The organism is Massilia sp. BSC265, assembly GCF_000740675.1.
Classification (GTDB): Bacteria; Pseudomonadota; Gammaproteobacteria; order Burkholderiales; family Burkholderiaceae_D; genus Telluria.
On record NZ_JPXI01000033.1, the window covers coordinates 546087 to 573015 of the forward strand.

The 26929-nt window shown below is 67.1% G+C and carries 24 protein-coding genes; 9 read left to right on the plus strand and 15 right to left on the minus strand.

Going from position 1 to position 26929, the window contains the following annotated elements; genetic code table 11:
* Positions 1–103 precede the first annotated feature (103 nt).
* The 3 genes from MA09_RS14625 (at position 104) to MA09_RS14635 (ending at position 3664) form a co-directional block, all read left to right on the plus strand.
* A complete protein-coding gene (locus tag MA09_RS14625; RefSeq protein ID WP_036249692.1) occupies positions 104–1594 on the plus strand; it encodes an ATPase domain-containing protein in 1491 nt (496 codons plus the stop codon).
* The gene (locus MA09_RS14630; protein ID WP_036249694.1) at positions 1581–3314 is read left to right on the plus strand and encodes a response regulator; all 1734 of its coding nucleotides are present in this window, start codon (positions 1581–1583) and stop codon (positions 3312–3314) included. Before MA09_RS14625 ends, MA09_RS14630 begins: the two co-directional genes overlap by 14 nt.
* 104 nt (positions 3315–3418) lie before the next feature.
* Positions 3419–3664 (plus strand): hypothetical protein, encoded by a 246-nt coding sequence (locus MA09_RS14635; RefSeq protein ID WP_152594663.1) that lies wholly within the window; start codon positions 3419–3421, stop codon positions 3662–3664.
* A 105-nt stretch (positions 3665–3769) separates the two neighbouring features.
* Here MA09_RS14635 and MA09_RS14640 read toward each other — a convergent pair whose 3' ends face one another.
* The 4 genes from MA09_RS14640 to dacB all read right to left on the minus strand — a co-directional run bounded on the left by MA09_RS14640 (position 3770) and on the right by dacB (position 9038).
* Positions 3770–4021, minus strand: a complete 252-nt coding sequence (locus tag MA09_RS14640) for an antitoxin Xre/MbcA/ParS toxin-binding domain-containing protein (protein ID WP_036250154.1) — start codon at positions 4019–4021, stop codon at positions 3770–3772.
* Between the two features lie 11 nt (positions 4022–4032).
* On the minus strand, positions 4033–5160 hold the full coding sequence (locus tag MA09_RS14645; RefSeq protein WP_036249699.1) for a branched-chain amino acid ABC transporter substrate-binding protein: 1128 nt from the start codon (positions 5158–5160) through the stop codon (positions 4033–4035).
* A gap of 216 nt (positions 5161–5376) precedes the next feature.
* Positions 5377–7542, minus strand: a complete 2166-nt coding sequence (locus MA09_RS14650) for a TonB-dependent siderophore receptor (RefSeq protein WP_051933454.1) — start codon at positions 7540–7542, stop codon at positions 5377–5379.
* Between the two features lie 8 nt (positions 7543–7550).
* A complete protein-coding gene (gene dacB / locus MA09_RS14655; RefSeq protein ID WP_051933455.1) occupies positions 7551–9038 on the minus strand; it encodes a D-alanyl-D-alanine carboxypeptidase/D-alanyl-D-alanine-endopeptidase in 1488 nt (495 codons plus the stop codon).
* A gap of 144 nt (positions 9039–9182) precedes the next feature.
* Here dacB and MA09_RS14660 point away from each other — a divergent pair, with 144 nt between their 5' ends.
* Both MA09_RS14660 and MA09_RS14665 read left to right on the plus strand, forming a co-directional pair.
* Positions 9183–10283: a sensor histidine kinase gene (locus tag MA09_RS14660; RefSeq protein ID WP_229440718.1), complete on the plus strand. Its 1101-nt coding sequence runs from the start codon at positions 9183–9185 to the stop codon at positions 10281–10283.
* Positions 10284–10287: 4 nt separating this feature from the next.
* Complete coding sequence (locus MA09_RS14665) at positions 10288–11055, plus strand: LytTR family DNA-binding domain-containing protein (RefSeq protein ID WP_036249701.1); 768 nt, start codon at positions 10288–10290, stop codon at positions 11053–11055.
* Between the two features lie 15 nt (positions 11056–11070).
* On the opposite strand, the gene MA09_RS14670 is transcribed toward MA09_RS14665, so the two are convergent.
* The 4 genes from MA09_RS14670 to MA09_RS14685 form a co-directional block, all read right to left on the minus strand.
* Complete coding sequence (locus MA09_RS14670; protein ID WP_036249704.1) at positions 11071–12456, minus strand: ATP-binding protein; 1386 nt, start codon at positions 12454–12456, stop codon at positions 11071–11073.
* Complete coding sequence (locus MA09_RS14675; protein WP_036249707.1) at positions 12453–13115, minus strand: response regulator transcription factor; 663 nt, start codon at positions 13113–13115, stop codon at positions 12453–12455. Before MA09_RS14675 ends, MA09_RS14670 begins: the two co-directional genes overlap by 4 nt.
* 46 nt (positions 13116–13161) lie before the next feature.
* Positions 13162–14685, minus strand: a complete 1524-nt coding sequence (locus tag MA09_RS14680; protein WP_036249708.1) for a Do family serine endopeptidase — start codon at positions 14683–14685, stop codon at positions 13162–13164.
* A 207-nt stretch (positions 14686–14892) separates the two neighbouring features.
* Positions 14893–15351 (minus strand): Hsp20 family protein, encoded by a 459-nt coding sequence (locus tag MA09_RS14685; RefSeq protein ID WP_036249709.1) that lies wholly within the window; start codon positions 15349–15351, stop codon positions 14893–14895.
* Positions 15352–15561: 210 nt separating this feature from the next.
* Between MA09_RS14685 and MA09_RS14690 the strand changes: the two genes are divergently transcribed.
* Positions 15562–16254, plus strand: coding sequence for an aspartate/glutamate racemase family protein (locus tag MA09_RS14690; RefSeq protein ID WP_036249711.1), 693 nt, complete (start codon positions 15562–15564; stop codon positions 16252–16254).
* 28 nt (positions 16255–16282) lie between these two features.
* Entirely contained in the window at positions 16283–17398 is a 1116-nt protein-coding gene (locus MA09_RS14695) for a metallophosphoesterase (RefSeq protein WP_036249715.1), read from the plus strand.
* Here MA09_RS14695 and MA09_RS14700 read toward each other — a convergent pair.
* Together MA09_RS14700 and MA09_RS14705 are read right to left on the minus strand one after the other, a co-directional pair.
* A complete protein-coding gene (locus MA09_RS14700; protein WP_229440720.1) occupies positions 17376–19658 on the minus strand; it encodes a hypothetical protein in 2283 nt (760 codons plus the stop codon). The two genes, MA09_RS14695 and MA09_RS14700, sit on opposite strands and share 23 nt — an antisense overlap.
* A gap of 102 nt (positions 19659–19760) precedes the next feature.
* A complete protein-coding gene (locus MA09_RS14705) occupies positions 19761–22145 on the minus strand; it encodes a bifunctional diguanylate cyclase/phosphodiesterase (protein ID WP_051933456.1) in 2385 nt (794 codons plus the stop codon).
* A gap of 186 nt (positions 22146–22331) precedes the next feature.
* Here MA09_RS14705 and arfB point away from each other — a divergent pair, with 186 nt between their 5' ends.
* Positions 22332–22727 carry an alternative ribosome rescue aminoacyl-tRNA hydrolase ArfB gene (gene arfB / locus MA09_RS14710; RefSeq protein ID WP_036249718.1) on the plus strand — a complete coding sequence of 132 codons (396 nt, stop codon included), beginning with the start codon at positions 22332–22334 and terminating at the stop codon, positions 22725–22727.
* Positions 22728–22730: 3 nt separating this feature from the next.
* Here the strand turns inward: arfB and MA09_RS14715 are convergent, their stop codons facing one another.
* Complete coding sequence (locus tag MA09_RS14715; RefSeq protein ID WP_152594664.1) at positions 22731–22952, minus strand: hypothetical protein; 222 nt, start codon at positions 22950–22952, stop codon at positions 22731–22733.
* Between the two features lie 101 nt (positions 22953–23053).
* On the opposite strand from MA09_RS14715, the gene MA09_RS14720 reads away from it, so the two are divergent.
* Positions 23054–23782, plus strand: a complete 729-nt coding sequence (locus tag MA09_RS14720) for a GNAT family N-acetyltransferase (protein WP_051933457.1) — start codon at positions 23054–23056, stop codon at positions 23780–23782.
* A 6-nt stretch (positions 23783–23788) separates the two neighbouring features.
* Here MA09_RS14720 and MA09_RS14725 read toward each other — a convergent pair whose 3' ends face one another.
* From MA09_RS14725 to MA09_RS14740, 4 genes are all read right to left on the minus strand, one after another.
* Complete coding sequence (locus MA09_RS14725) at positions 23789–24241, minus strand: response regulator (RefSeq protein WP_229440722.1); 453 nt, start codon at positions 24239–24241, stop codon at positions 23789–23791.
* 231 nt (positions 24242–24472) lie between these two features.
* Entirely contained in the window at positions 24473–25189 is a 717-nt protein-coding gene (arsH, locus tag MA09_RS14730) for an arsenical resistance protein ArsH (protein WP_036249723.1), read from the minus strand.
* Positions 25186–25608, minus strand: a complete 423-nt coding sequence (arsC, locus tag MA09_RS14735; protein ID WP_036249725.1) for an arsenate reductase (glutaredoxin) — start codon at positions 25606–25608, stop codon at positions 25186–25188. The genes arsH and arsC overlap by 4 nt, the downstream gene beginning before the upstream one ends.
* 12 nt (positions 25609–25620) lie before the next feature.
* The gene (locus MA09_RS14740; protein ID WP_036249728.1) at positions 25621–26901 is read right to left on the minus strand and encodes an arsenic transporter; all 1281 of its coding nucleotides are present in this window, start codon (positions 26899–26901) and stop codon (positions 25621–25623) included.
* Positions 26902–26929: the final 28 nt, after the last annotated feature.

The following is a 26929-nucleotide window of genomic DNA, read 5'->3' on the forward strand; positions in this document are numbered from 1 at the left end:
TTAACGAATGCGTATAATGCCCTGATCAATGCGCGTTGGCGGTAAGCAACGTCTTCCTCCATATCGTCGCGCTTACCCAAGGTGACCAGCATAGGCCGTACGAATGAATACCGCTGCACACGCCCGCATCTCCACCGGCATCGCCGGCCTCGACGACATCCTCGGCGGCGGCCTGACCCCGCAACGCGTCTACCTGGTGGAAGGTTCGCCGGGTGCCGGCAAGACCACGCTGGGCCTGCAGTTCCTGCTCGACGGCGTGGCCAGGGGCGAAGCCGGCCTGTACATCACCCTGTCCGAGACAACCGACGAGCTGAAGGCAGTCGCGGCCAGCCATGGCTGGAACATCGACGCACTGTCGATCTTCGAACTGGCCGGCGACACCGAACTCGATCCCGACTCCGAGCAATCGATCTTCCACCCTTCGGAAGTCGAGCTGGGCGAGACTACTCGTAATGTCATGGACCACGTCGACGCGGTCAAGCCGGTGCGCGTGGTATTCGACAGCCTGTCGGAGATGCGCCTGCTGGCGCAGAACCCGCTGCGCTACCGCCGCCAGATCCTGGCGCTCAAGCAGTTCTTTTCGGCGCGCGCCTGTACCGTCCTGCTGCTCGACGACAAGACCAGCCAGTCCGACCAGCACCTGCACAGCATCGCCCACGGCGTCATCAGCCTGGAGCAGATCGCGAAGGAATTCGGCACCGAACGCCGGCGCGTCAACATCATCAAGATGCGTGGCATCCGCTTCCGCGGCGGCTACCACGACTACACCCTCGACACCGGCGGCATCACGATGTACCCGCGCATGGTTGCGGCCGAGCACAACCGCGATTTCACGCCCATGGTGCGCTCCACCGGTTCCGAGGGTTTCGATGCCCTGCTCGGCGGCGGCCTGGTGCGCGGTACCAACACCCTGTTCGTCGGCCCATCCGGAATCGGCAAGACCACGCTGGCCACGCGCTGCCTGCTGTCCGCGCTCGAGCGCGGCGAAAAGGCCGCCTTCTACCTGTTCGACGAAGGGCTCGGCACCTTCTTCGCGCGCAGCACGGCGCTCGGGCTGGAACTGCGCCCCTACACCGACAACGGCCAGCTGCGTATCCACCACATCGACCCGGCCGAGCTGGCGCCGGGCCAGTTCGCGCAGATGCTGCGCGATGCCGTGGAGAAGGACCGCGTGGACTTCGTCGTCATCGACAGCCTGAACGCCTACTTGCAGGCCATGCCGGGCGAGCAGTTCCTCCTGCTGCAGATGCACGAACTGCTGTCCTACCTGAACCAGCAGGGCGTGACCACGGTGATGGTGCTGGGCCAGCACGGCATGGTCGGCGAGGTGCGCTCGGACGTCGACATGAGCTACCTGAGCGACGGCACCGTGATGATGCGCTTCTTCGAATCGAACGGCCGACTGCGCCGCGCCATCACCGTCGTCAAGAGCCGCGCGGCGGAGCATGCGCTCAGCATCCACGAGCTGCAGCTCAACCGCGAGGGCATCCGGGTCGGCGCGGCGCTGGAAGGCTTCGAAGGCGTGCTTACCGGCCTGCCGAGCTACCGCGGCTCGACGCCGATGATGGCGGTCCTGCCGAATGAAAACAGCTAGCCCGCACGACGAGCGCATCCTGATCCTCGCGCCGCGGGGACGCGACGCCGAAGTCATGTGCTCGGTGCTGGCGCGCGGCAGCGCTTCCTGCGACATCGTCCACGATTTTTCCTCCCTGGCCGACGCGGTCCAGGGCGGCGCCGGCATGGCCATCGTCGCCGAGGAAGCCCTGCACGAGGTCGACCTGGGCCCGCTGCACGCCTGGCTGGCGCGCCAGGAACCCTGGTCCGACTTCCCCTTCGTGATCCTGCTGGCCAAGACAATCGGCATGCCGCCCGACGGCGCCCGTGCCCGGCTGGAGGAGCTGGGCAACATCATCCTGCTCGAGCGCCCGCTCAACGCCCAGACCCTGCGCAGCGCCGCCACCTCGGCCCTGCGCGCACGCCGCCGCCAGTACCAGGCGCGCGACCTGCTGGCCGACCGCGAACGCGATGCCGCCAGCCTGAAGCAGAGCCGGGAGGACCTGCTTTCGCTAAACGAGACGCTCGAGTCGCGCATCGAGGAACGCACGCGCGCGCTGGCCCAGGCCAACGACCGCCTGATGAACGAAGTCATCGAGCGCGAACGGGTGCAGCAGGCCATGGTGCAGTTCCAGAAGATGGAAGCGGTCGGCCGTCTCACCGGCGGCATCGCGCACGACTTCAACAACCTGCTCAACGTGGTCCAAGGCAGCATGGACCTGATCCTGCTGCTCTCGAAAGACGAGGTGGCGAAGCAGCGCGCCGAGATCGCGCGCCGCGCCTGCCAGCGCGGCGCCAAGCTCACCGGCCAGCTGCTCGCCTTTGCGCGCAACCAGAACCTCGACCTGCGCCAGGCCGGCGTGGGCGCGCTGTTCGACGGCGTGCGCGAACTGGTGGCCGCCTCGGTCGGCTCGCGCGTCAAGTTGCGCTTCGAGGTGGAAGAGCCCTGCGCCAGCGTGGCCGCGGATGCCAACCAGATGGAGATGGCCCTGCTGAACCTGGCCATCAATGCACGCGACGCCATGGACGGCAATGGTGAAATCAGTTTCCATGCAGCGAATGCCCGACCGCCCGACGGGCTGCTGCCGGCCGGCGACTATGTGCGCATCGCGGTCTCGGACACTGGCCCCGGCATGACGCCCGAACTCATCGCCAAGGTGTTCGAGCCCTTCTTCACCACCAAGGCCGTCGGCAAGGGCACCGGTCTGGGACTGAGCCAGGTGTACGGCATGGCCCGGCAGTCGGGCGGCGCGGCCCGCATCCTGAGCCAGCCGGGACTGGGGACCACGGTCGAGATCTGGCTGCGCGCCTGGGACGGGCTGGATGCCGCCGAACCGGCGGACCCGCCCACGGCCGCCACGCAGGCCCGGCCCGGGGCACGGATCCTGGTGGTCGAGGACGACAACTTCGTGCGCGAATCGATGGTATCCCTGCTCGAAGCCTTCGGCCACACCGTGACCCAGGCCGCCGACGGCGACGCCGCCTTGGGCGAGCTGCAGCGCGCGCGGCCCGACCTGATCATCACCGACTACCTGATGCCCGGCATCACCGGGGCCGAGCTCATGCTGCGCGCGCGTCAGGTATTTCCCGGCATCCCGATGATCATCGCTACCGGCTATGCGGACATGAAAGCGATCGAGCAGGTGCTGGGCAGCGACATCCTGCTGCGCAAGCCCTTCCAGCTGGCCGAACTTGCCGTCAGCGTCGACCGGGCGCTGGGCCGCGGCGGGCCGCTGGTGCCACCTGTGCTGCGGCACTGAACGCTGCGGCGCGAGCGTCCCTGCGCACGGAGGCGCTGCCGAAAACGACTCTGTGCCACACTTTGTTCATCACCTAACAGGCCATGCCACCAGGGGAGCACATCATGAGCAACGAACAAAAGTCGCAGGAACAGCAGGGACAGGAAGCCGGTGCCGGCCAGGCGGAGAAGCACCAGCAACTGAGCCAGCAACTGAGCGAGCAACTGAGCCAGCAGGAGGGGCGACAGCAAAACCAGCAACAGGCGGGGCAGGACGTTGACGGCCTCGCCAACAAGAAGCCCGAAGAACTGACACCGGAAGAGTTGAGGCTGATGGCCGACACGATGCCGGGCGAAGGGCCGGGTGACTGATGTTTTTATTCTTCTCGAACAAACTTGGTTGCCTCGGCTCCATCGCGATCTCGATCGTGCTGACCTTGATCGTCCTGCTGCTCTTCGGCGTTTTCTGAAGCAGGCCTACTTCTTCAGCGTGCGCACGTAAGCCAGGACTTCGTCTTCGCGTCCCTCGCCCACCGCCTCGGCGGCAGTCCTGCCGCCGAGCGCCGGTTGCGCCTCGTTCATCCACACGTTGGCGGCATCGTCGCTGCCGAGGATGCCGCGCACTTCGTGCATCACGGTGTAATAGGCCTGGGCCTTGCGCGACTGCTGCTTGGCGCGGGCCTGCAGCGCCGCAAACGCATCGGGGGTGATGGGATCGTCTCCGGCCATGGTCATGCTCCTTATTTGGTGACGCTCAAGAGCGAACGCTTGCCGCCCTTGAACGAGTACAGCGTGATGGTACCGTCGCGGATGTCGCCGCGCTCGTCGAACGCGATCGGCCCGGTCACGCCCTTGTACTGGATCTTGGCCAGCACCGGCAGGTATGTCGCCGGCTGGCTCGAGCCGGCCTGCACCATCGCCTCGGCCATGGTCATCACCGCGTCGTAGGCATAGGGGGCATTGATCTGGACGTCGATGCCGAAGCGCTTCTTGTAATCGGCGCGGAACTTGTCCATGGCGGCGCGGGCTTCGCCCTGCACGCCGCCCGCTTCCGCGCACACCACCTGGCCATCAAGCATGGTGCCGCCCGAGAGCTTGTGGATCTCGTCGGAGCACAGGCCGTCCCCGCCCATCATGCGCACGTTCATGCCGAGCTGCTTCATCTGGCGCAGCATCGGTCCGGCGGTCGCGCTCATGCCGCCGAAGAAGACCAGGTCGGGCTTGGTGGCGCGGATGCGCGTAATGATGGCGCTGAAATCGGTCGCCTTGTCGTTGGTGAATTCCTTGGCGACGACCGTGCCGCCTTGGCTTTGCAGGCTGCGCGCGAATTCGGTAACCAGCCCCTGGCCATAGGCGGTGCGGTCGTCGACCACGGCCACCCGCTTGGCCTTCATACTGCCGATCGCATAGCGGCCCAGCGCCTGGCCCAGCTGCACGTCGTTGGCCACCACGCGGAAGGCGGTGTTGAAGCCCTGCCGGGTATACATCGGAGACGTCGACGAGGGCGAGATCTGCGGAATGCCGGCCGCATGGTAGATCTTCGAGGCCGGGATCGTGGTGCCCGAGGTCTCGTGGCCGACCATGCCGTTGATCTTCGCGTCCACCAGCTTCTGCGCCACGGCGGTGGCCTGCTTCGGCTCGCCCGCGTCGTCCTCGGCCGCCAGTTCGAAGCGGACCTTCTTGCCGCCGATGCTGACACCCTTCGCATTGAGCGCCTCGATCGCCATGCGCGCGCCGTTCTCGGTGTCCTTGCCGAAGTAAGCCACGGGACCGGTCACGGCGGCCGCATGGCCGATCTTCACTACTTCCTGGGCCGAGGCCAGGCTGGATGCCGCCAGGGTGGCCAACAGGACTGCTTGCTTGTTCATCGATTCCTCGTCAATATCCGGTCAGGGCCCGCGGCCCTCATGAGCAAAGGGACCATTTTACCGTTACCGTGACAGGTCCGTCGGCCGGCGGCACGGCAAGTGTGACAATTGAATTGATGGAGTCGGTGCAGCTGGACCTGCTCAGCCTGCGCAAACGCTACCGCAAGCCGGGCTGCCGCGCCGCCGCCCGGACCTGAGGCCCGGGACCACGGCCTCTTACAAGGACTGCTCCCACACCAGGCGCCACGTCGGGCGCATCCGGAAGACGGTCGCGCGTTCGAGCGGCCTGCTTCCCTCGTACGCCAGTCGTTCCAGGTAGTCCCGCTGCGACAGGCCGGCCACGGACAGGCGCAGCCGCGATTTGGCGCCGTGCTTCCATACCGCATACAGGTCGAGCTGGCGCCGGCTGCCGTCGTCGCTGAAAATCAGCGCGCTCGCGCGGCTGGCGACGCGTCCACGGTAGCTGTAGGTAGCGCCCAGGTCGACCCGGCTGGCCGCCGCGGCGTAGTCCAGCCCGAGATTGCCGCTGTAGGCCGGCTGGCCTTCGATGCGGTTGTCCGGCCCCGGCACGCTGTCCAGCCGCGACCAGTTGCGCGCCAGGTTGAGGCGCCCCGCCAGCGCGCCGCGCGTCAGCTTGCCTTCGAACTCGACGCCGCGCACCGTCGCGCTGCCCGCGTTGTCGGGCATGGCGGTCCATACGCCCCGGTTTTCGACGATGCGCGCCAGCGTGATGTCGCGGATGCGCTTGTGGAACACGCTGACGCTCACCATGTCTGCCGCGCCGAAGTAGCGCTCCCAGGCCAGGTCGACTGCCAGGGCAAGCTCCGGCCGCAGCCTGGGGTTGCCCTGCTGGTCCGGGTTGGTGGCGTTGTTGTTGTTGTCGACCGTGTAGCGGCGCGGCATCAGCTGGACGATGTTCGGGGCCTTGTAGGTGCGGCTCACAGCCAGGCGGACTGCGTCGCGCGGCCCGCTCGGCCCCACCTGGTCCTCGGGTCGCTGCGGCTTGTACAGCATCTGGAACACCGGACTCCAGGCGCCCGCATCGACATCGACCGGCGTATCGGCATTGCCTTCGCCCGTCGTATGCAGGTCTTCGCGGCGCAGGCCGGCATAGGCGGACCAGCCAGGGCCGAGGTCCCACTCATCCTGGATGAAGAAGGCACTGCGTTCCACGCTGGCGCGGTAGTCCTCGTCGCTGGACAACAGCAGGCCGCCGCCAGGGTCGACATGCCGTTCGCGCCGGTACTCGCTGCGGCCCTTGCGGCCGAACTCCCAGCCGGCCGCCAGGGAATGGCTGCCCCACAAGGGGCGGCGCCAGCTGCCGCTGAAGGTCCATTCGCGTTCACGGGGGCCGGAAGCCACCAGGTGGGATTCGAGCAGCCGGTCCTGCACATCCATGCTGCGGTAGACGAAGTCGGCCTCGCGCCTCATGTGAAAGCCGGACAGCTTGGCGGCAAGGCGGGCGCCGCCGTCCAGCCTGCGCGTCCAGGCCAGGTCGGCGTAGGCGTGCAGCGGACGGGTCCCGAAGCGCTGGACCGCATGGGGGAAGGCCGTCGGCCGGCCGATCTCGGTGCTTTCGTCTTCGCGCTTGACGTTGTCGATGTGGCGCCTGCGCAGGTAGCCCTGGGCACTGATGCTGTCGCGCGTGGAGGGCTGCCAGGTCATGCGCGGCGCCAGCTCGAGGATGTCCTCGACCTGGCGGTCGGTCCAGGCCGTGCGGCGCAGCAGCAGGGGATCCGATCCTGTTTCGGTGCTCAGGGCCGCGATCGGATTCAGGTTGCGCTTCACCGTCGCGGCCACGGTGTAGGCGAGCGTTCCCGTGCGGCCGCTGTGCTGGGCCAGCAGCTGCGGCGCCGCCTGCCCCCCGAGGAAGGCGCTGCCTGCCTTGAACTCGTTGGCGCCCTCGCTCTTTGCCGGGCCGGCGCGCCGCATGATCACATTGATCGCCCCGGCCACGGCCTGGCTGCTGGTCTCGGCGGTGGCGGCGCGCCCGATCTCGATGCGCTCGATGAGCTCCGGACTGATCGATTCGAGCGAGAAGCCGCCGGGAGCAGGCAGGCCGTTGAGCAGGATCGCCACATAGCCGCTGCCCATGCCGCGCATGCGGATGGCGGCTTCCTTGCCGGGGCCGGCGTCGAGCGTGATGCCGGGCTGGCGTTTCAGCACGTCGACCAGGCTGGCGTCGCCATGGCGCAGGATCTCGTCGCGCCCGACGATGATGGCGGTGGTGGTCGATTGCGCGCGGCTGTCCGCCGCGCCGGCGCTGACCAGCACCTGCTGGATGCTCTGCTGGACAAGCTGCGGGTCCGCGGTTTGGGCAGATGCACAGGTGTGCGCTGCCAGCAGCAGCGCGCCCGCGCTGCCGGTTCGAATGAATTGCATGGTATGGCTCAGTAAGTAGGGTGAATGGTCGGGGTTTCGGGTGCGGTGACCTTTCCCTCCGCGACCCAAAGAATCAGCTGGTCCAGCACCGCCCTGCCCCTGCCTTCGTCGGCCTGCGGGTCGTTGACGAAGGCAGTCACGATCCAGTCCTGCCCGCGCCGGTCGCGCACGTAGCCGGCCAGCGCCGCCACGTCGCGCAGGGTGCCGGTCTTCATGCGCGCATTGCCCGCCGCAGGGCTGAGCTTCAAGCGGTTCCTCATCGTCCCGTCCAGCGCCACGATGGGCAGGCTGGCGGCGAATTCCGGATACCAGCGGCTCGCCGCCGCCGACTTCAGCAAGGCCGCCAGCTGTGCCGCACTGAGCCGCTCGATGCGGGACAGTCCGGAGCCGTTCTCGATGACCATGCCGGCGGGATCGACACCCTGCGCAGCGACCCAGTCGATGACACGCCGGCGCGCGCGTTCGAGCGTCGGCTGCCGGGCGCCCTCGCCTGCCATGGCGCCCATGGTCAGGTACAGCATGCGCGCCTTGACCGCGTGCGAATCCTTGTTGATGTCGCGGATCGTCTCGGCCAGGGTCTCGGACTGGCGCTCGGCGAGCACGGTGGCGCGGGCCGGGACCTTGCCCTCGCGGGCCCGGCCACGCCACTGTCCGCCCATCTCTTCCCACAGCGCACGGACCAGGCGTTCGAGGTACAGGTCGCGATCGATGGTGTTCAGTTCCACGGTCTTGCTGCAGTCGCGCGGGAAGCTCCCGCCCAGGACGATGCGCACGGCGCCGCCCTCGTCCTCTTCGACCTTCGGCCGCTGCCACGTCTCTTGCCAGTCACGGCAGGGAAGCTCGTTGAGCGTCATCCGGTTCAGCACGGACACCCCGGACAGCGGCGGCGTGACCTGCACGGCCACCTTCGCCCCATCCGAGGACAGCGTGTAGGCGACCAGGTTGTCCGACACCGCCAGCGCGTCGGGAATGACGTTATAGGACGCGTCCGGCGTGTCGTCGAAAGGAGGCCTCCCGATGTCGAGCCGGGTCGGCTGGAACAGCGTCCGGTCCAGCACCAGGTCTCCCGCGATGGAGACGATGCCGCTGTTGCGCAGGCTGCGCAGCATGCTGCCCACCCGCTCCCAGCTCAGGTTCGGATCGCCGCCGCCCAGCAGGTACAGGTCGCCTTTCAGCTCACCGTTCTCCAGCCTCGCATCCGAGAGCATGGCCGTGGTCCAGCGGTGCGCCGGGCCCAAGGTATCGAGGGCGGCCAGGGTCGTCACCAGCTTCATGGCCGAGGCAGGATTGGTGACGCGGTGCGCGTCCAGCGCATGCGGCGCCGGCACGCCGGCCAGGGGAGCGATCTGGTAGCTCAGCGCATCGACGGGAAGGCCCTGGCGCGCCAATTCCTGCAGGACCGCGGCGGGCGGGGTAGCGCCGGCGTGCGCCGCCAGGACGATGACTGCGCAGACGGCGCTTGCGGTTCGGATGATCCGGTGGAGGAAGATGGGCATGGGCTTCGCTTATCGTGTCGAACCTGCCCATTTTGCGCACCGTCCCGCCGGCCGCCATCACAAATGTGACGAACTCCCGGTTCCATGTGATGGCCTCCTCCGGCGCCGGGTCTGGCGTCAAGACGGCGCTGCTATACTTTTCCGATGACGTCTTTCCTCTATCGCATCCAACCCTTCGCCAGGATCGTGGTGTCCATGGTCTGCCTGTGGACGGCCATCAGCGTGCTCGGCGCACTCCAGACCTACAGCGACAACCTGCGCGCCGGCGTCTCCAGCCACTATCCGGCTTTGCTGGCCACCTGGTTCATCGAGTACGCCGTGCCCTTGATCGTCCTGAGCTGCATCCTGTGCATCGCGCTCACGCGCTGGCCGGCGCTGCTCGCGCGCCCGCGCAACGTGGTGGCGATGTTCGCGGGCCTGGCCCTGCTGTTCCAGCCCGCCCAGTGGACCTACATGGCCTGGCAGCGCGGGCTGCTGCAGATCGCCAGTGTCGAGGACGCCTGGCAGCTCTTGATGAAGATGCTGCTGGTGGGCTGGTTCTCGACCACCGGCACCTTCGCCGCGATCCTGGCCTTCTTCTACTGGCGCCAGGCCAAGGAGCGCGAGCTGGCATGGCAACGCTCGCAGACCGACATGCTCAACCTGCGCCTGGCGCTCGAGGAACAGCGCATGCTGGCCCTGCGTGCCCAGCTCGAACCGCATTTCCTGTTCAACGCCCTGAACGCGATCAGCGCCCTGGTGCGCAGCGACGACAAGCTTCTCGCCCTGCAGGGCATCGGGCTCCTGAGCGAGCTGCTGCGCTATGTGCTGTCCGCGAGTAGCGGAAACGCGACCACCGTCGCCGCCGAGCTGCGCTTCGTGCAGGACTACCTGGCCCTGCAGCGCCTGCGCTACGGCGAGCGCCTGCACATGCACATCGACGGCGCCGGCGACGGCCTGGAAAACATCGAATGCCCGCCGCTGCTGCTGCAGCCGCTGGTCGAGAACGCGCTGCGGCACGACCTCGACTGCAGCGAGGGGCCGAGCGACATCCACCTCTCCTTTATCCGGGAAGACGACGCGCTGCTGGTGCGGGTGGCGAATCCGGCGCGCTGCGATGCCCCGGCCAATCCCGGCGCCGGCCTGGGACTCGCGAATACCCGCGACCGGCTGCGGCTGATGCATCCCGAGGCTTCGCTGCACGCCGGGCGGCAGGGCGAACGCTTCGTCGCCGAAGTCCGCCTGCCATTGGTGCCGGTGGACTGAACCCATGCCCATCCGCTACCTGATCGTCGACGATGAAATGCCGGGCCGGACCAATCTGCGCCTGGCCATGGCCGCCCATCCCGACTGGCAGCTGGCCGGCGAATGCGGCGGGGCCGCGTCGGCGCGCGCCGCCCTGGCGAGCATGGACGTCGACCTGGTGTTCCTCGACATCCAGATGCCGGGACAGTCCGGCCTGGCGCTGGCCCGTGAGCTCAGCCGCCTGCCCGAGCCGCCGCTGGTCGTTTTCGTCACCGCCTACAGCGAGCATGCGATCGACGCCTTCGAGGTGCATGCCCTCGACTACCTGCTCAAGCCGCTCGACGATGCGCGGCTGGCGCAAGCCGTCGCGCGCGCAGGGAGCATGCTGCGCCAGCGCCAGCGCGAAGCCTATGGCGCCGCGCTGCGCAGCTATGTGGATGCCGATGGCGCACAGCAGCTGGAAACGATCAGCGTGCGCTCGGTCGGCCGCATCGAACAGGTGAAGGTGAGCGAGATCCTGCGGATCGAATCGGCGGGCAACTACGTCGAGCTGCGCCTGGCCGGGCGCACCGTCCTGCACCGGATGACGCTCAGCCGCCTGGAGAGCCTGCTGGGGCCGGGAGAATTCGTGCGCGTGCACCGGGGGACGATCGTGCGGCGCAGCCAGATCGCCGGCATGGAGAACCGTGGCGACGGCAGCTACTGGCTGAGCCTGCGCAATGGTGAAACGGTGGCCGTCAGCGAGCGCTATGCGGGCGCGCTGAAGGCCATCCTGATGCGCAGGGACGCCTGATCGGATCCTCAGTCCTCAAGCATCCTGCTGCCTGAAGCAGACGGTGGCCGACAGGCCGCCGAGCCGTTCCGACTGGCCGAGCGCCAGGGTGGCGCCGTGGCGTTCGGCGATCGCCTTGATGATTGCCAGCCCCAGCCCGCTGCCTGCCGCTTCGCTGCCCGCCACGCGGTAGAAACGGTCGAACACGCGCTCGCGTTCTTCGGGCGGAATGCCGGGGCCGCTGTCCTCGACCGTGACGGTGACGGTGCAGCCTTCTTTACCGCTGTCGGTGCGCACCGAGATGTCGGCGGTGCCGCCCGCCGGGGTGTATTTGATCGCATTGTCCACCAGGTTGCGCAGCAGGATGTGCAGTGCATCCGGATGCCCTTCCACCGTGGCAGGGTCGGCGTGGTGGATGCCGACGTCGACGCCCTTGGCGGCGGCCACGCCGGCCAGGTCGGCCACGGTGCGGCGCGCCAGGTCGGCCAGGTCGACCGGACGGGAGACGGTGCCGGCGGCGGCGGTGGCTTCCTGGCGCGCCAGCACCAGCAGTTGCTCGACCAGGCGGGTGGCGCGGTCGATGCCCGCAGTCAGGCGCGACACGGCGAGCTTGCGCGCTTCCGGCGTGTCGGCGCGGTCCAGGCTCTGGGCCTGCAGCCGCAGCGCCGCCAGCGGTGTGCGCAGCTCGTGCGCGGCGTCGGCCACGAAAGTCTGCTGGGCGTCAAAAGCGGTCTGCACGCGCCCGAACAGCAGGTTCAGTTCCTGCACCAGCGGCCGCACCTCGTCCGGCAGGCCGGCTTCCGACACCGGCGACAGGTCGTCGGCCTGGCGCGAAGCGACTTGCGAACGCACCCGCGCCACCGGGTCGAGCGAGCCGCTCACCACCCACCACACGACCAGCATCAGGATCGGCATCATGACGGCGATCGGGCCGAGCGTGCGCAGTGCCAGGTTGCCGGCCATGTTGCGGCGTACGGCCAGGTCCTGGGCCACCTGCACGGTCTGGTTCTCGCTCTGGATCGAGAACACGCGGTAGACGGTGCCGTTGGCCTTGACGTTGGAGAAGCCCAGCACCGCGCGCTGCGGCAGCCGGGCGCGCGAGACGCTGTGGAAGACCTGCACCCCGTCGGGCGACCACATCTGCACCACCATGTCGTCGTTGCCGCTGCCGGCATTGGCCTCGTTCTTGGCCTGGAGCCGCTGCTGCGCCTCGATGTTCGACAGCGGCGTGCTCGAGCGCAGCGACAGCGCCATCTGCTGCATGTGGTAGTCGAAGATCTGGTCGGCGTCGTGCAGAGCCGTGCGGTAGGCGATCGAGGCTTGCGCCAGGGCGGCGATGGTGATCGCCGCCAGCAGGTACCACAAGAGGCGCCCGCGCAGGGAGTGCGTCACGTTGGACCTGAGCTTGGCCCTGAATTTCATGCCTTGGGTACCATGTAGCCGACGCCGCGGACGTTCTGGATCAGGTCACTGCCCAGCTTCTTGCGCAGGCCGTGGATGTAGACTTCCACCGCGTTGCTGGAGACTTCGTCGCGCCAGCTGTACAGCTTTTCCTCCAGCTGGGCGCGCGACAGCACGGCGCCGGGCCGCGCCACCAGGGCTTCCAGCACGGCCCATTCGCGCGCGGAGAGCGCGACCTGGCTGCCGTCGACCAGCACTTCGCGGGTGGCGGGATTGATCGAGATGTTCTTGTATTCGAAGACGGGCTCGGCGCGCCCGGCGGCGCGGCGCAGCAACGCACGGATGCGCGCCAGCAGTTCGTCGAGGTCGTAGGGTTTGAGGACGTAGTCGTCGGCGCCGGCGTCCAGCCCGGCGATGCGCTGGGCCACCGAATCGCGCGCGGTGGCGACCAGCACGGGAGTGCGGTCCTTGCGGCTGCGCATCGAGCGCAGCACGTCGAGGCCGTCCTTGCGCGGCAGGCCAAGGTCGAGCAGGACCAGGTCGTAGTTCTGGTTCTGCATCAGGGCCGTGTCGGCCATTTCGCCGTCCTTGACCCAATCGACGGCGTAGTGCTCGGCCCGCAAGAGGTCGAGCACCACTTCGCCGATCATCGTATCGTCTTCTACCAGCAGTAAGCGCATGAATTCCCTGTCGTTGATACCAGCCGGTCGAGGACGCTACGCTTCCTTAGCCAATCCGCACTGGAATGAAGATTCTTTCATTTCCGCGCTGGATCAGCAAGGCCACCGACTTGCCGGCCTTCGACACCACCTCGCGGACCTGGTCGAGCGAGTTGACCGTGCGGCCATTGACCGCCACGAGCACGTCGCCCGGCTCGATACCTTTGCCCGCCGCCGCGCCGCGCGCGTCCTCGATCACCAGCCCCGATGCGATGCCGCTCTGGCGGCGCTCGATCGGCTCGAGCGGACGCAGGACCAGGCCCAGCTTGGCGCCATGGTTATCGCCGCTCGCGGCCAGCTCCTCCGGCACGCTGCGCTTGCCTTTCTCGGTGGCGTCGCCGAGGACGGCCTCGATGCGCACCAGCTTGCCGTCGCGCCAGACGTCGAGCGCGACGCGCTCGCCCGGCTTGGACAGCGAGACGTTGCTCGACAGGTCGCCCGGCGACACGATGGTCTGGCCGTTCAGGCGACGGATGATGTCACCCGAGCGCAGGCCGGCGCGCTCGGCCGGGCCGCCGCGCTCGACGTTGGCGATCAGGACGCCTTCCGGCGCATCCAGGCCGAACGAGTCGGCGAATTCCTGGCCGATCGGCTGCACGTTCACGCCCAGCTTGGCATGCTGCACCTTGCCGGTGGCCATGATCTGGTCCTTGATCTTGACCGCGATGTCGATCGGGATCGAGAAGGACAGGCCCTGGTAGCCGCCGGTCTGGCTGTAGATCTGCGAGTTGATGCCCACCACTTCGCCGCGGGTGTTGAACAGCGGACCGCCCGAGTTGCCCGGGTTGACCGCCACGTCGGTCTGGATGAAGGGCACCTGGCCGTCCGGCAGGTTGCGGCCGGTGGCGCTCACCACGCCGGCGGTCACGGTGCTTTCGAGGCCATACGGCGAACCGATGGCCAGCACCCACTCGCCCGGGGCCAGGCTGCGCGACTTGCCGAGCGGCGCCACCGGCAAATTCTTGGCGTCGATCTTCAGTACGGCCACGTCGGTGCGCGCGTCGGCGCCGACGACCTTGGCGCGGAATTCGCGGCGGTCGTGCAGCTTGACGGTCACTTCGTCGGCGCCCTGCACGACGTGGGCGTTGGTCAGGATGACGCCGTCCGGGCTGACGATGAAGCCCGATCCGGCGCCGAAAACGGGCGCTCCACGACCGCCGCCGCGCGGGTCCTGGAACTGTCGGAAGAATTCGTAGAACGGGTGACGCGGGTCGAGCTGGGGCACGTTGCCGCGGCTGGCCGTCTTGGTGCTTCCCACGACCTGGATGTTGACCACCGCCTTGCCGTTCTGGGCGGCGATGCGGGTGAAGTCGGGGAGAGTCACCGTGCCGGCCGCAGCCGGAGCTGGGGCGGCGACAGGCGCAGGGGCAGCCACGACTGCAGGCGCCGGCGCTGCTGCTGCAGCTTCGGCTGCGACATTGTTATGGTTGACGGCAAGCGCACCGACCGCTCCGCCGATGACGCCCGCGGCACACAAGGCCAGCGTGAGGCGTTTGGCAGTGATGGCAGTGACGGCACCTTCGTTACGCATGTATGTGCTCCTGATGGAAAATGTTGACCGATGATGGTGGCTTATCGATGAGGTATAGTTTCCCAAAGCTGGCTTAGAACATGCTTAAGCTGGCAACTTCCGGCCTTAGACCTGTCTTAACCCAGACCCGGGCCCCATCGTCAAAAAGGGCGCCCCATGGGACGCCCTTCTTTCAAACTACTACCTTGTACTCAGGCGTCCGACACCTTAGGCGGCGTTGCGCTGTTCCAGCTGTTGCACGTTGGAGGTAGCGCCGTTCGCATCGCCAATGGCAATCTTGCGCGGCTTGAACGCTTCGGGCACTTCGCGCACCAGGTCGATGGTGAGCATGCCGTTGTCGAACGAAGCGCCGGTGACCTTCACGTGGTTCGCCAGCTGGAAGCGCTGCTCGAAATCGCGGGCGGCGATGCCACGGTGCAGGAAGGTGCGCTGGGTGTCGTCCTTCTGCTTGCGGCCGGTGACGTGCAGGGTGTCACGCTCGGTCACGATTTCCACTTCGTCGCGGGTGAAGCCGGCCAGGGCCATCACGATGCGGTAGTTGTCTTCGCTCACCAGTTCGATGTTGTACGGCGGGTAGCTCGGCTCGGCGCGCTGCTCGAGCAGGCTGGCCAGGCGATCGAAACCGATGGCGGAACGGTACAGGGGAGTCAGATCGAAAGTACGCATGATAAATATCCTCGTAAGTTAAGCGATATATGTTGCCGGACCTCATCACGAGCATCCGGTGACTCCAATCTAGTGCCATGCCAAGGCAGTTTCAAGGCATACGAAATATGGATTTTTATCTCATTTTGCAAATATTATTTGCATTCATTTTTGCGATGAAACATTGTCTAACATGCTAGAGTGAGGTGTTTTGGCTCATTGGAACAAGGCATGAAGACCATCGGACTCATCGGCGGCATGAGCTGGGAATCGACCATTCCCTACTACCGCACCATCAACGAAACCGTGCGCGAATTGTGCGGCGGCCTGCACTCGGCAAGGCTGGTGCTGGTCAGCGTCGACTTCGACGAGGTCGAGCGCCTGCAGCGCGCCGGGGACTGGGACAGCGCCGGCCTTCTGCTGGCCGACTGCGCGCGCAGGCTGGAACGGGCCGGCGCCGACTTCGTCGTGCTGTGCACGAACACCATGCACAAGGTCGCCCCGGCGATCGAGGCGGCCACCAGGATCCCCCTCTTCCACATCGCCGACCCCACGGCCGAAGCGATCCGCGCAGCCGGCCTGCGCAAGGTGGGCCTGCTGGGCACCCGCTTCACCATGGAGCAGGATTTCTACCGCGCACGGCTCGAGACCCGGCACGGCCTGGAGGTCGTGGTGCCCGATGAAGCCGGCCGTGCCCTGGTGCATCGCGTGATCTACGACGAGCTTTGCCAGGGCCGGGTGCTGGATGCCTCGCGCGAGGCCTACCGTGCCGTGATCCGCGAACTGGTGGCGGCCGGCGCGGACAGCGTGATCCTGGGCTGCACCGAGATCGCCCTGCTGGTCGGCCCTGCGGACAGCCCGGTGCCCGTCTTCGACACCACCGCACTGCATGCGCGCAAGGCCGCCGAATTTGCGCTAAGGTGAGCGCCCCCAGACACGCACATCCGCCTCCATGTTTTCGATCGTCCTCAACATCGTCGGTACCCTGTTCCATCTTTACGTCGCCGCCCGCCTGTATTCGATCGATGCGGTGCGCAGCCGCATCCCGCGGCCCGTGTGGTGGGTCGGCGCCCTCCTCGTCTGGCTGCTCTACTTCGCCGGCGTGCGCATCGGCGACGAGGCCCTCGACTGGCGCTGGTGGCCGGGCCAGTTTGCGCTGACCTGGCTGGGCATCACCTTCGTGATGTCGCTCTGCCTGCTGGTCACGGATATCCTGGGCGGCTTCGGCCTGTGGTGGCGCGCGCATACGCAGAAGCTGCGCACCATCGGCGCCCTCGCCGGCGTGCTGCTTGCAAGCTTTGCCATCTTCCAGGGCATGCGCGCGCCCGTCATCGTCGACCAGGAAGTGGTGATGAAAGACCTCCCGCAGGCGCTGGACGGCACCGTCATCGTTGCCGTCAGCGACATCCACCTCGGCGCCCAGCGCCGCTCCGAATGGCTGGCGGCGCGCGTCGAGCAGATCAACGCCTTGAAGCCGGCCGCGGTCCTGATGCTGGGCGACCAGGTCGAGGACAACCCGATCGGCGAGCCGCAGCTCGCCCCCACCCTGCGCCGTCTGCGGGCTCCTCTCGGCGTGTGGGCGGTGACGGGCAACCACGAGTTCTACGGCGACGCCGAGACCACCGTGCGCGAATTCGAAGAAGGCGGCGTGCGCTGGCTGCGCGACCGCCAGGTGGAGCTGGCGCCGGGACTGGTGCTGGCCGGGATCGAGGACATCGGCCGGGCCATGCGCAATGAGCGCGACATCGTCGGCGGGCTGGCGCGCACCATTCCGGCGCCGACCGATACCGCCACCATCCTGATGTCGCACATCCCGGCAGCCCGGATCATCGAGGAAGCCGGCGCGCGCGGCGTCGACCTGATGCTGTCCGGGCACACGCACGGCGGCCAGATCTGGCCCTTCAGCTATGCGGTGCAGAAGCGTTTCGCGAAGTACGCCGGCGCGTACGACGTCAACGGCATGATGCTGTACGTGACGCGCGGCGCCGGCAGCTGGGGCCCGCGCATGCGCCTGTGGAAGCCGGGCGAGATCATCAGGCTGACGCTCAGATCTCCCACTGCAGCTTGAGCGTCAGCGACTTGCTGCGCGTGCCGACCAGCGGCATCTTTTCGATCACATAACCGGCCGAGGCGATACGGCCATGGCGCCACTGGTAGCGGTACAGCAGCGAGCGGTGCACCTGGCGCTCGTTCCACGCTTCCAGCTGCGTCACGCCGTCGTCGCGGCGCGCGCCCCAGGTATTCTGCGCCAGCAGGCGCAGCGAATCGCGCGCGCTGAAATGCAGGTTGGCGAGCCAGCGCCAGGCATTGTCGGCAAAGGCCGGATGGCCGAGCGTGCCCTGGACCCAGGCCCGGTTCCAGTGGTGGTCGAGTTCCAGCGACCAGCCGCGCCGCAAGGGGAAGCGCAGGCCGACGTCGATCGTCACATTGCCGCCGGGGCCGACGCGGTCGGCGTCGGCGTCGAGCTGGCGCCCGAGCGCCAGCTCGACGCCGATCTTCGATACCCATGGTGCCGGCGTGCCCGAAAAACCCAGGTGGATGGCGCGGGTGTCATGCAGCTTGCCGCCCGTGCGCGCGCGCTGGCGATCGAAGCCGAGCAGGGTCCAGAACTCGGTCTGGCGCGGCGCCATGAACCAGATGCCCGGACGCAGCTCGCGCGAGACCACCTCGCCGCCGGGCTGGCCGCCGGCGCCGTCGAGCAGCGTGCGCACTTCGGCGGCCTGCAGCAGGACTTCGAACTCGTACAGTTCGATTCCCGTCACGGACTGCCCGCCGAGTTTCCGGGCCAGTTCGGTCGTGCCCTTGACGATCCCGGCCTGCGGCACGAAGCCATTGTCATTGACGAAGCCGGGACCGATCGCCTCCAGCGCGAATTCGTTCCACCACGCGTCGCTGCTGTGGATGTATTTCGCGTGCAGGTAAGCGCCCGACGCGCGCCGACTGCGCACCGGCTGCCCAGCCATGTCGAAGCCGGAGGTCGTGCGCGAATGCATGCCGGTGACGGTGGCCTGGCGCTGGGCATCGCCGCCGGCGCTGCGCCACTGGGCATCTAGGCCGATCACGTCGTTGCTCCCCAAGCCCTCATAGGCGCGCTGCGAGGCGAAAGCTCCGAGCAGCAGGCCATCGCCGTGCCAGCGCGTGCGCCACAGGCTGGCGCGCGTGGGACGGGGCTGCACGTACTCGATGGTCTCGTAGGGCCGTCCGCGCAGCACCAGACCGCCTTCCTGGTCGCGCAGGCTCATCGCGGTGGCGTCGGCATCGGCCGCGCGCCAGGTCGCGCGCAGGCCCCAGGCCGGATTGCTCACGGTGCGCGAGTAAAAGGCCGGCAGCGGCAAGCCGAGCACGTCGGCGCTCTCGAGAAAGAAGCCGCGCTTTTCCGGCAGGCTCAGGGCGATGTTGCCGGCGCCCTGGGAGACCGGCTGGTCCACCTCGACCTGCGAGTAGTCCGGGTTGATGGTGGCATTGAACACCCAATCGGCGCGCGGCCGGGCATTGATTTCCAGGCCGAGATCCGCCTGCCGTCCGCGCCCGCGCACGCCGTCGGCGATGCCGCGGTCGGCGCGCAGCGTCAGCTCCGGCCGCAGCTCGATGAAGCGGCGGTCGCGCACGGCGGCCACGGTCTCGCCCATGCCCTCGACTTCACGCAGGAAGGACAGGTGGCTGAGGGCATCGGTGCGCAGCGGCGCACTCACCAGCAGTGTGCCGTCGGCATGCGGAACGCTGCGCTCAACCAGCAAACGCCAGTCCTTCCCGCCTCGGTAGGGGAAGCGCAGGTTCGACAGCGGCCAGCGCACTTCCATGCTGTAGCCATCGGGCAGGCGGGTGACGGCGGCTTCGACCGGGAAATCGGGACCGAGATCGGATTCGTCGTCGCTTGCCCTGTGCAGGCCGTCGCTGACCACCCCGGCCAGGTTCACCCGGACGAACTGGGCGGCGCGTCCATGGCCGACCGGATCGATCCAGATGCCGATGAAGTCCTGGTCGAGGTCGACCTTGTCGCGCCGGGCCAGCGCCACGCGCATCTTCTGCGGCGCGTCGTCCCAGGCGCGGATGCCGAACACCAGGGCCTGTTCGTCGACCAGCAGCTGCACCGTGGTGCGCAAGCCTGCCGGCGCCGCCTTGCCATCGCGCGGCGCATGCTTGTGGAAGCCGTCATAGGCCGGCGCCCGCTGCCAGGCTGGTTCATCGAGCCGGCCGTCGATGACGGCGGCATGTCCATCGCCATGACGCGCCGCGCGCAGGCGACCAGCCTCATCGGCGGCCCCGGCCTCGAAGGCGAGCGAGGCGGCCAGGAGCAAGGCGGACAGGCGATACGACAGGACAGGCACGATTGGAGAAGAACGCGAATGGAAAACGCGCGAGTGTAGCATTCCATTCTGACAACGTGAACGCCACCCGGGCCTGCCATTCGGGAGAGTTTTCTTCCGGCCTCAATCCGGCAGGCGTGTATCCTTGGCCACCATCTCCTGCAGCGTCACGCGCGGCAACGCCGGACTGAAGTAATACCCCTGCATCTGGTCGCAGTCGTGCTCGCGCAGGAAGGCGATCTGCTCGCGCGTCTCGACGCCTTCGGCGATCACCTTGAGCTTGAGGTTGTGGCCGAGCGCGATGATGGCGCGCGTGATCACGAGGTGGCCGTCGTGGCCGACGTCGCCCAGGAAGGAGCGGTCGATCTTGATGTAATCGACGGGGAATTTCTGCAGGTGGCTCAGGCTCGAGTAGCCGGTGCCGAAATCGTCGATCGACAGGCGCACGCCGATCGCCTTGAGCTGGGCCAGCGCCTCCAGTGCTTCTTCCGGACGGTCCATCAGCTGGCTTTCGGTGACCTCGAGCTCGAGCTTGGCCGGATCGATGCCGTGGCGACGCAGGGTTGCGCCGAGGCGGTCGGCGAACTGGCGCTGGCGCAGCTGGCGCGCCGACAGGTTGACCGCGATGACGAAGTCCGTCAAGCCGAGTGCTGCCATTGCCTTGAGCGCGCTGCAGGCCTCGTCGATGACCCATTCTCCCAGCGGCACGATCAGGCCGGTTTCCTCGGCCACCGGGATGAAGCGGTCGGGCGGAATCATCCCGTCGACCGGATGGCGCCAGCGCACCAGGGCCTCGGCCCCCACCACCTTGCCGCTGCGCAGGTCGACCTTCGGCTGGTAGTCGAGGACCATTTCGTGCTCGCGGATCGCGCGGCTCAGGTTCGCCTCCAGCATCAGGTGCTCGTGCACGACCTGGTTCAGCTCGGTGGAATAGAACTGGAAGTTGTTCTTGCCGAGGGTCTTGGCGTGGTACATGGCGGCGTCGGCCGCGCGCATCATCTTCTCGGGACTGTCGCCGTCCTCGGGGAACAGGCTGACGCCGATGCTGGCGCCCGGCAGGATGTCCTGGTCCTTCACGCGGACCGGCGCCATCACGCTGCGGCGGATGCGCTCGATCAGTTCCGCGACCTGCTCGTGGCTGGCCGGATTGCAGATGACGAGGACGAATTCGTCACCGCCCATGCGCGCGATGGTGTCGTCTTCGCGCATGCTCTCGCGCAGGCGCAAGGCGACTTCGCGCAGCACCGTATCGCCGGCGTCATGGCCGAAGTTGTCGTTGATGTGCTTGAAGTTGTCGAGGTCGAGGAAGGCCAGCGCGACCATGAAGCCGTCGCGCTGCGCCCAGTCGATGGCCTGGCGCAGGCGGTCCTGCAGCAGGGTGCGGTTGGCCAGGCCGGTGAGCGGGTCGTGGTGGGCCAGGTGGTGCAGGCGGCGCTCGTAGTGGCGGGCCTCGGTGATATCGTTGATGACCCCGACGAAATGCGTGATCTCGCCGTCGCCGTTGGACACCGGGTCGATGCGCAGGTCGTTCCAGAACACCTCGCCGTTCTTGCGCGTGTTGCGCAGGACCGCGCGCACGCTTTCCTTGCGCTTGAGCGCGTCGCGGACCCGGCTGCGCTCGTCTTCGTCGCAACCCGGGATGGCCATGAAGCGCGGATCGAGGCCTTTGATCTCGGCCAGCGTGTAGCCGGTGATGCATTCGAAGGCCGGGTTGACGTATTCGATGCGGTGCTCGCCCTCCTCGCAATGGGTGATGACGATGGCGTTCAGGCTCGAGTAGATGGCGCGCTCGCGTACCCGCAGGCCGAGTTCGGCCTGCTTGCGGGCCGTGATGTCCATGCCGGTGCCGAACACGACCGGTACATTGCCCAGGTGGGCGAGCGAGCAGCGGAACAGGTAGGGCTTGCGCTTGCCGTGCTTGCCGACCAGTTCCGCCTCGTGCGTGGAGCCGCCGCCTTCGAAGGCATTGAGGATCTTGTCGACGATGAAGGGCCGTTCCTTTTCGTCGAAGAAGTACTTGACGTTGGAGGTGGGCAGCTCCTCGGCATCCATCTCGAGCGCGTCTTCCAGCAGGCGGTTCCACAGCAGCAGGTGGCCGCTCCGGTCGATCACGTAGAACACGGTGGGCAGCGCCTCGAGGATGTCGGCCACCGGCAGGTCCTGGATCAGGGCGTAGCGCGCCGGGAACTGGCCGCTGCGCGGAATCAGGATGACGCTGAAGGTGCCGGCCGCCTCGGTGTCGAAGGACTGCGGCGCCACCGTGATGCGCACCGGCAGGCGCCGGCCGTCGGCGGTCTTGAGCACCCCTTCGTTCTCGGCGTCGGCGCGTGCCGCCATGCGGGGCTTCGCGCCCGGCGGGTCATCGAACTCGACGATGCGCTCGAGGGTCAGGCCCTGGATCTCGCCGGCGCCATAGCCGGCCAGTTTTTCGCAGGCCTTGTTCCAGCTCGTGACGGTGCCTGCCGCATCGACGACGAACACGGCAAGGGGCAGGGGCGACAGGTTCAAAGCTCCTCCTGGATGGCCGCGCTTCGTGCACGCGGCATGCAGTGAACAGACGTAAATACATGATAGCGCAGCAATCAGCCGGAGGGCCGCACGCCAGCGCTATGTCGTGCGGCAAGTCTGATCCGGCAGTCCCTGCCCTTCCCTTACAATGCACGATGTGGCCGGCGGCCGCGGCAAAGGAAAACAATGGCAGTCATCGATCCGGCGGAAGTCGAATTCAGCGCGATCCGGGCCCAGGGCCCGGGCGGACAGAACGTGAACAAGGTCTCGTGTGCGGTGCACGCGCGCTTCGACGTGGCCGCCTCGTCACTGCCGCCGGCGGTCAAGGAGCGCCTGCTGGCGCTGCGCGACGCCCGCATCACGCAGGACGGCGTGATCGTCCTCAAGGCGCAGGCTTCGCGCAGCCTCGAGCAGAACAAGCTGGATGCGCTGCAGCGCCTGCAGGCGCTGGTCGACCAGGCCTCCACCGTCCCCGAGATACGCCGCCCTACCCGGCCGACGCGCGGATCGCAGCTGCGGCGGCTCGACGCCAAGGCGCGCAGCGGGCGGGTCAAGGCCTTGCGCGGCAAGGTCAGCGAATAGGTCCTAGGCGGCTGTGCCGGGCCCCGCGTTGCGGATCATTGTGGCCACGTTCTGCAGCTCGCGCACCACGCCGAGGACGGTGGGTTCGAAGCGTTCGAACATGTACTGGGTCGCAGCCTCGGCCGTCAAGCCTTCGGGCGTCTCGTGCACCAGGCGCTTCATCGCCAGTTCGCGCACATGGTAGGCAAACAGCAGTTCGCTGTAATCCATCTCTTTCGTGTCCATCGTTTCCTCGTCCGGTTGCTGAAGGTTCTCGGCCCGCGACAATACCATGCCGCTGCCGGCACTAGCGGACGGCGCTATCATTCGCTGTCGACAACGAGAGGATGAACACCATGTCCCTGTCCCCTGCCCTGCATGCCAGCCTCGACCGGCCGGTCTGGTCGGCCCTCGAAGGTGGTCACCGTCACCTGGCCGTCGGCGGGCCGCTGGCGAAGCGCTATCCGCGCGAGATCGGTCCCTTCGCGGCAGTCGCCGGCGACACACTCGGCGGCGACCGTTGCGCAGCCTGGAAGGCGCTGGCGGCGCTGCTGCTGCCCGGCGAGGCGGCCATGCTGGTCACGCTTGATGCGCCCCCCCAGTCGCCTGCGCAGCTGTCCGGACTGACGCTGACGCCGCTCGACCCGGTCCTGCAGATGGTGGCCACGCGCGCACCGGCACCTGGCACGCTGCCGTTCGCGGTGCTGGGCGAGGCGGATGCCGGCGCCATGCGTGCGCTGGCCGGGCTGACCAATCCGGGGCCGTTCGCGCAGCGCACCCACGAGCTGGGCGAATTCCTCGGCATCCGCGAAGGCGGCCGGCTGGCGGCGATGACGGGGGAACGGATGCGCCCGCATGGCGCGGTCGAGGTGAGCGCGGTGTGCGTCCATCCCGAGCACCGCGGCAAGGCGTATGCCCGCCACTTGCTGGCCGAGCGCACGCGCCGCATCCTGGCGCAGGGTCACCAGCCCTTCCTGCATGTCTATCCCAGCAACACGGGAGCCATCGCCCTCTACGAATCGCTGGGTTATGTGGTGCGCCGCCAGCTGCACCTGACACGTGTCATGCTGGCCTGACGCGTGTCAGGTACGCAACAGCCGGAGGAGCTGGTCGATCCGGTAGGGTTTGGCAATGAAGAGCTGCTTGAGCGGCTGCCCATTGAACATGGACGGCGCCATGTAGCCGGACGCCAGGATGATCTTGACCGCCGGGTAGCTGCTGGTGATCCGCTCGGCCAGTTCGAGTCCATTCATGCCCGGCATCATGACGTCGGAAATGACGGCGTCGATGTCGGGGTGGGTCGCCAGCATGTCGAGGGCTGCGGCGCCCGAATAGGCAACGATGGCGTCCATGCCGTGGGCCGACAACAACATCTCGGCCAGGTCCGCGACATCGGCCTCGTCGTCGACGACCAATACCTTGCGCACCCCTCCCACCTGTGCCCGCGCATCCTGCCCGCCCGCCTGCATACTGCCGGACGGAAATCCAGGCGGCCCCTTGTCACTGCACCAGCGGCTGTTCATCAAGCCGGACACTCAGCCTCCATGGAGTGGAATTGTTAGTCGCAAACGCAGCCGGAGAGGCCGCGCGTGCCGCCAGTATCGCCCAAGCGCGCCAAAAGAAGCGCCCGGTTAGCGCTGCACGCCGCCCTCGGACTGCCTGGAAAATTCCTTTTCCCCGTCTTCGCCTGCCGGTCCAGAACGGCAGCGCGCCGCAACTGCCGCTGCGCAGCGCCTGCTCGGCCGCCCTTGTCGCTCGCAGTCACCTCATAGTTTCTCGATCTGACGGTTGATGGCTTTCAGCGCTTTTTCATGACGTTCGCTGTAACGGTCCGTCAGGTAGTCAGCCCGTCCACGCATCAGCAGCGTGACCTTGAACAGCTCCTCCATCACGTCGACCACGCGATCGTAGTAGGCAGACGGACGCATACGGCCATCATCGTCGAACTCCTTGTAGGCCATCGGAACCGAGGACTGGTTCGGAATCGTGAACATGCGCATCCACCGGCCCAGGAGGCGCAAGGTGTTCACGACATTGAACGACTGCGACCCGCCGCACACCTGCATCACTGCCAGTGTGCGGCCCTGGCTTGGACGTATCGCACCCATCTCCAGCGGAATCCAGTCGATCTGGTTCTTCATCACGGCCGTGACCGCGCCATGCCGCTCCGGGCTGCACCACACCTGGCCTTCCGACCACAGGCACAACTCGCGCAGCTCGACCACCTTCGGGTGCGTCTCGGGCACGCTGCCGACCATGGGCAGATCCATGGGATCGAAGATCCTTACCTCGGCGCCGAAGTGTTCCAGGATACGGGCGGCCTCGTAGGTCAGGAAGCGGCTGAAGGAGCGCTCGCGCAGCGAACCATACAGCATGAGGATGCGCGGCGGATGGCTCATGTCGCCGGCTTGCGCGAGCTTCTCCAGCGTCGGCTGGTCCAGCAGTTCAGGGTTGATATTGGGGAGATTCGAGATCTTGTTCATTTGATTCGCTTTCCTTCGGCGTCGACGACAGGCTCGCCGTCTTCTTTTGTAAAGGCGCCCTGCTGCTGCGCCGGGAGGATGTCGAGCACGACTTCCGACGGACGGCACAGCCGCACACCGAGCGGCGTGACGACGAACGGGCGATTGATCAGGATCGGTTGGGCAAGCATTGCGTCGAGCAGCTGCTCGTCCGTCACGGCCGGGTGGTCCAGGCCGAGCTCGAGGAAAGGCGTATTTTTCTCCCGAATGGCGTCGCGCACGGACAGCCCGGCACGCTGGATCATGTCGACCAGGGTCGCGCGATCTGGCGGATTGCTCAGGTACTCGACAACGGTCGGTTCAATCCCGGCATTGCGAATCAGGCCGAGTGTATTGCGCGAAGTGCCGCATGCAGGGTGATGGAAAATCGTGACATCCATGATGACTCCTTTTTAGCTCAGGCGCACGGCAAGCGCGCACAAGGTAACGAACAGGATCGGCAAGGTCAGCAGGATACCCACACGGAAGTAGTATCCCCACGAGATCTGGATACTCTTCGCCGACAGCACATGCAGCCACAGCAGCGTCGCCAGGCTGCCGATCGGAGTGATCTTCGGCCCCAGATCGGCGCCGATCACGTTGGCATACACCATCGCTTCACGCACCACGCCGGTAGTGGCCGTGGCATCGATCGCCAGCGCACCCACCAGCACGGTCGGCATGTTATTCATGATGGACGACAGGATAGCCGTGATGAACCCGGTGCCGAGCGCCGCACCCCACACGCCGTAGTCGGCACAGCGCTCCAGCAGCGCCGTCAGGTAATCGGTCAGGCCGGCGTTGCGCAGCCCGTAGACCACCAGATACATCCCCAGTGAAAACACGACAACCTGCCATGGCGCACCGCGCAGCACCTCACGCGTGGAGATCCGGTGGCCCCGTGCGGCCACTGCCAGGAGCAAGACTGCACCCACCGCGGCGACGGCGCTGATCGGGATGCCGACGTCGTCCAGCCAGAAGAAGCCGACCAGCAGCATCACCAGCACCCACCAGCCGGTGACGAAGGTGGCGCGGTCATGGATCGCTTCTTCCGGACGCCTGAGCTGGGCCAGGTCGTAGTCGGCCGGGATGTCCTTGCGGAAGAACCAGACCAGGGCCGCGAGCGTGGCGGCCACCGACACCAGGTTGACCGGCACCATGACCGCGGCGTAGCGCGCAAACGTGATGCCGAAGTAGTCGGCCGAAACGATATTGACAAGGTTGGACACCACCAGCGGCAGGCTGGCAGTGTCGGCGATAAAGCCGGCAGCCATCACGAAAGCCAGTGTAGCGCGTGCAGAAAATCGCAGGGCGACGAGCATCGCAATGACGATCGGCGTCAGGATCAGCGCGGCGCCGTCATTGGCAAACAGCGCGGCAACCGCCGCACCCAGCAGGACGAGCAGGATGAACAGGCGCCGGCCATTGCCCTTGCCCCAGCGCGCTACGTGCAGGGCGGCCCACTCGAAGAAGCCAGCCTTGTCCAGCAGCAGGCTGATGATGATGACGGCGACGAAGGCGCCAGTGGCGTTCCAGACGATGTTCCAGACGACGGGGATGTCGCTCATCTGGATGACGCCGGCCAGAAGGGCCACTACCGCACCGGCGGACGCGCTCCAGCCGATGCCGAGGCCGCGTGGCTGCCAGATGACGAACGTGAGGGTTGCCAGAAAAATGAGAGAAGCGATCAGCACAGGATTCCTTTGAAGGGAGGTGGTTTCA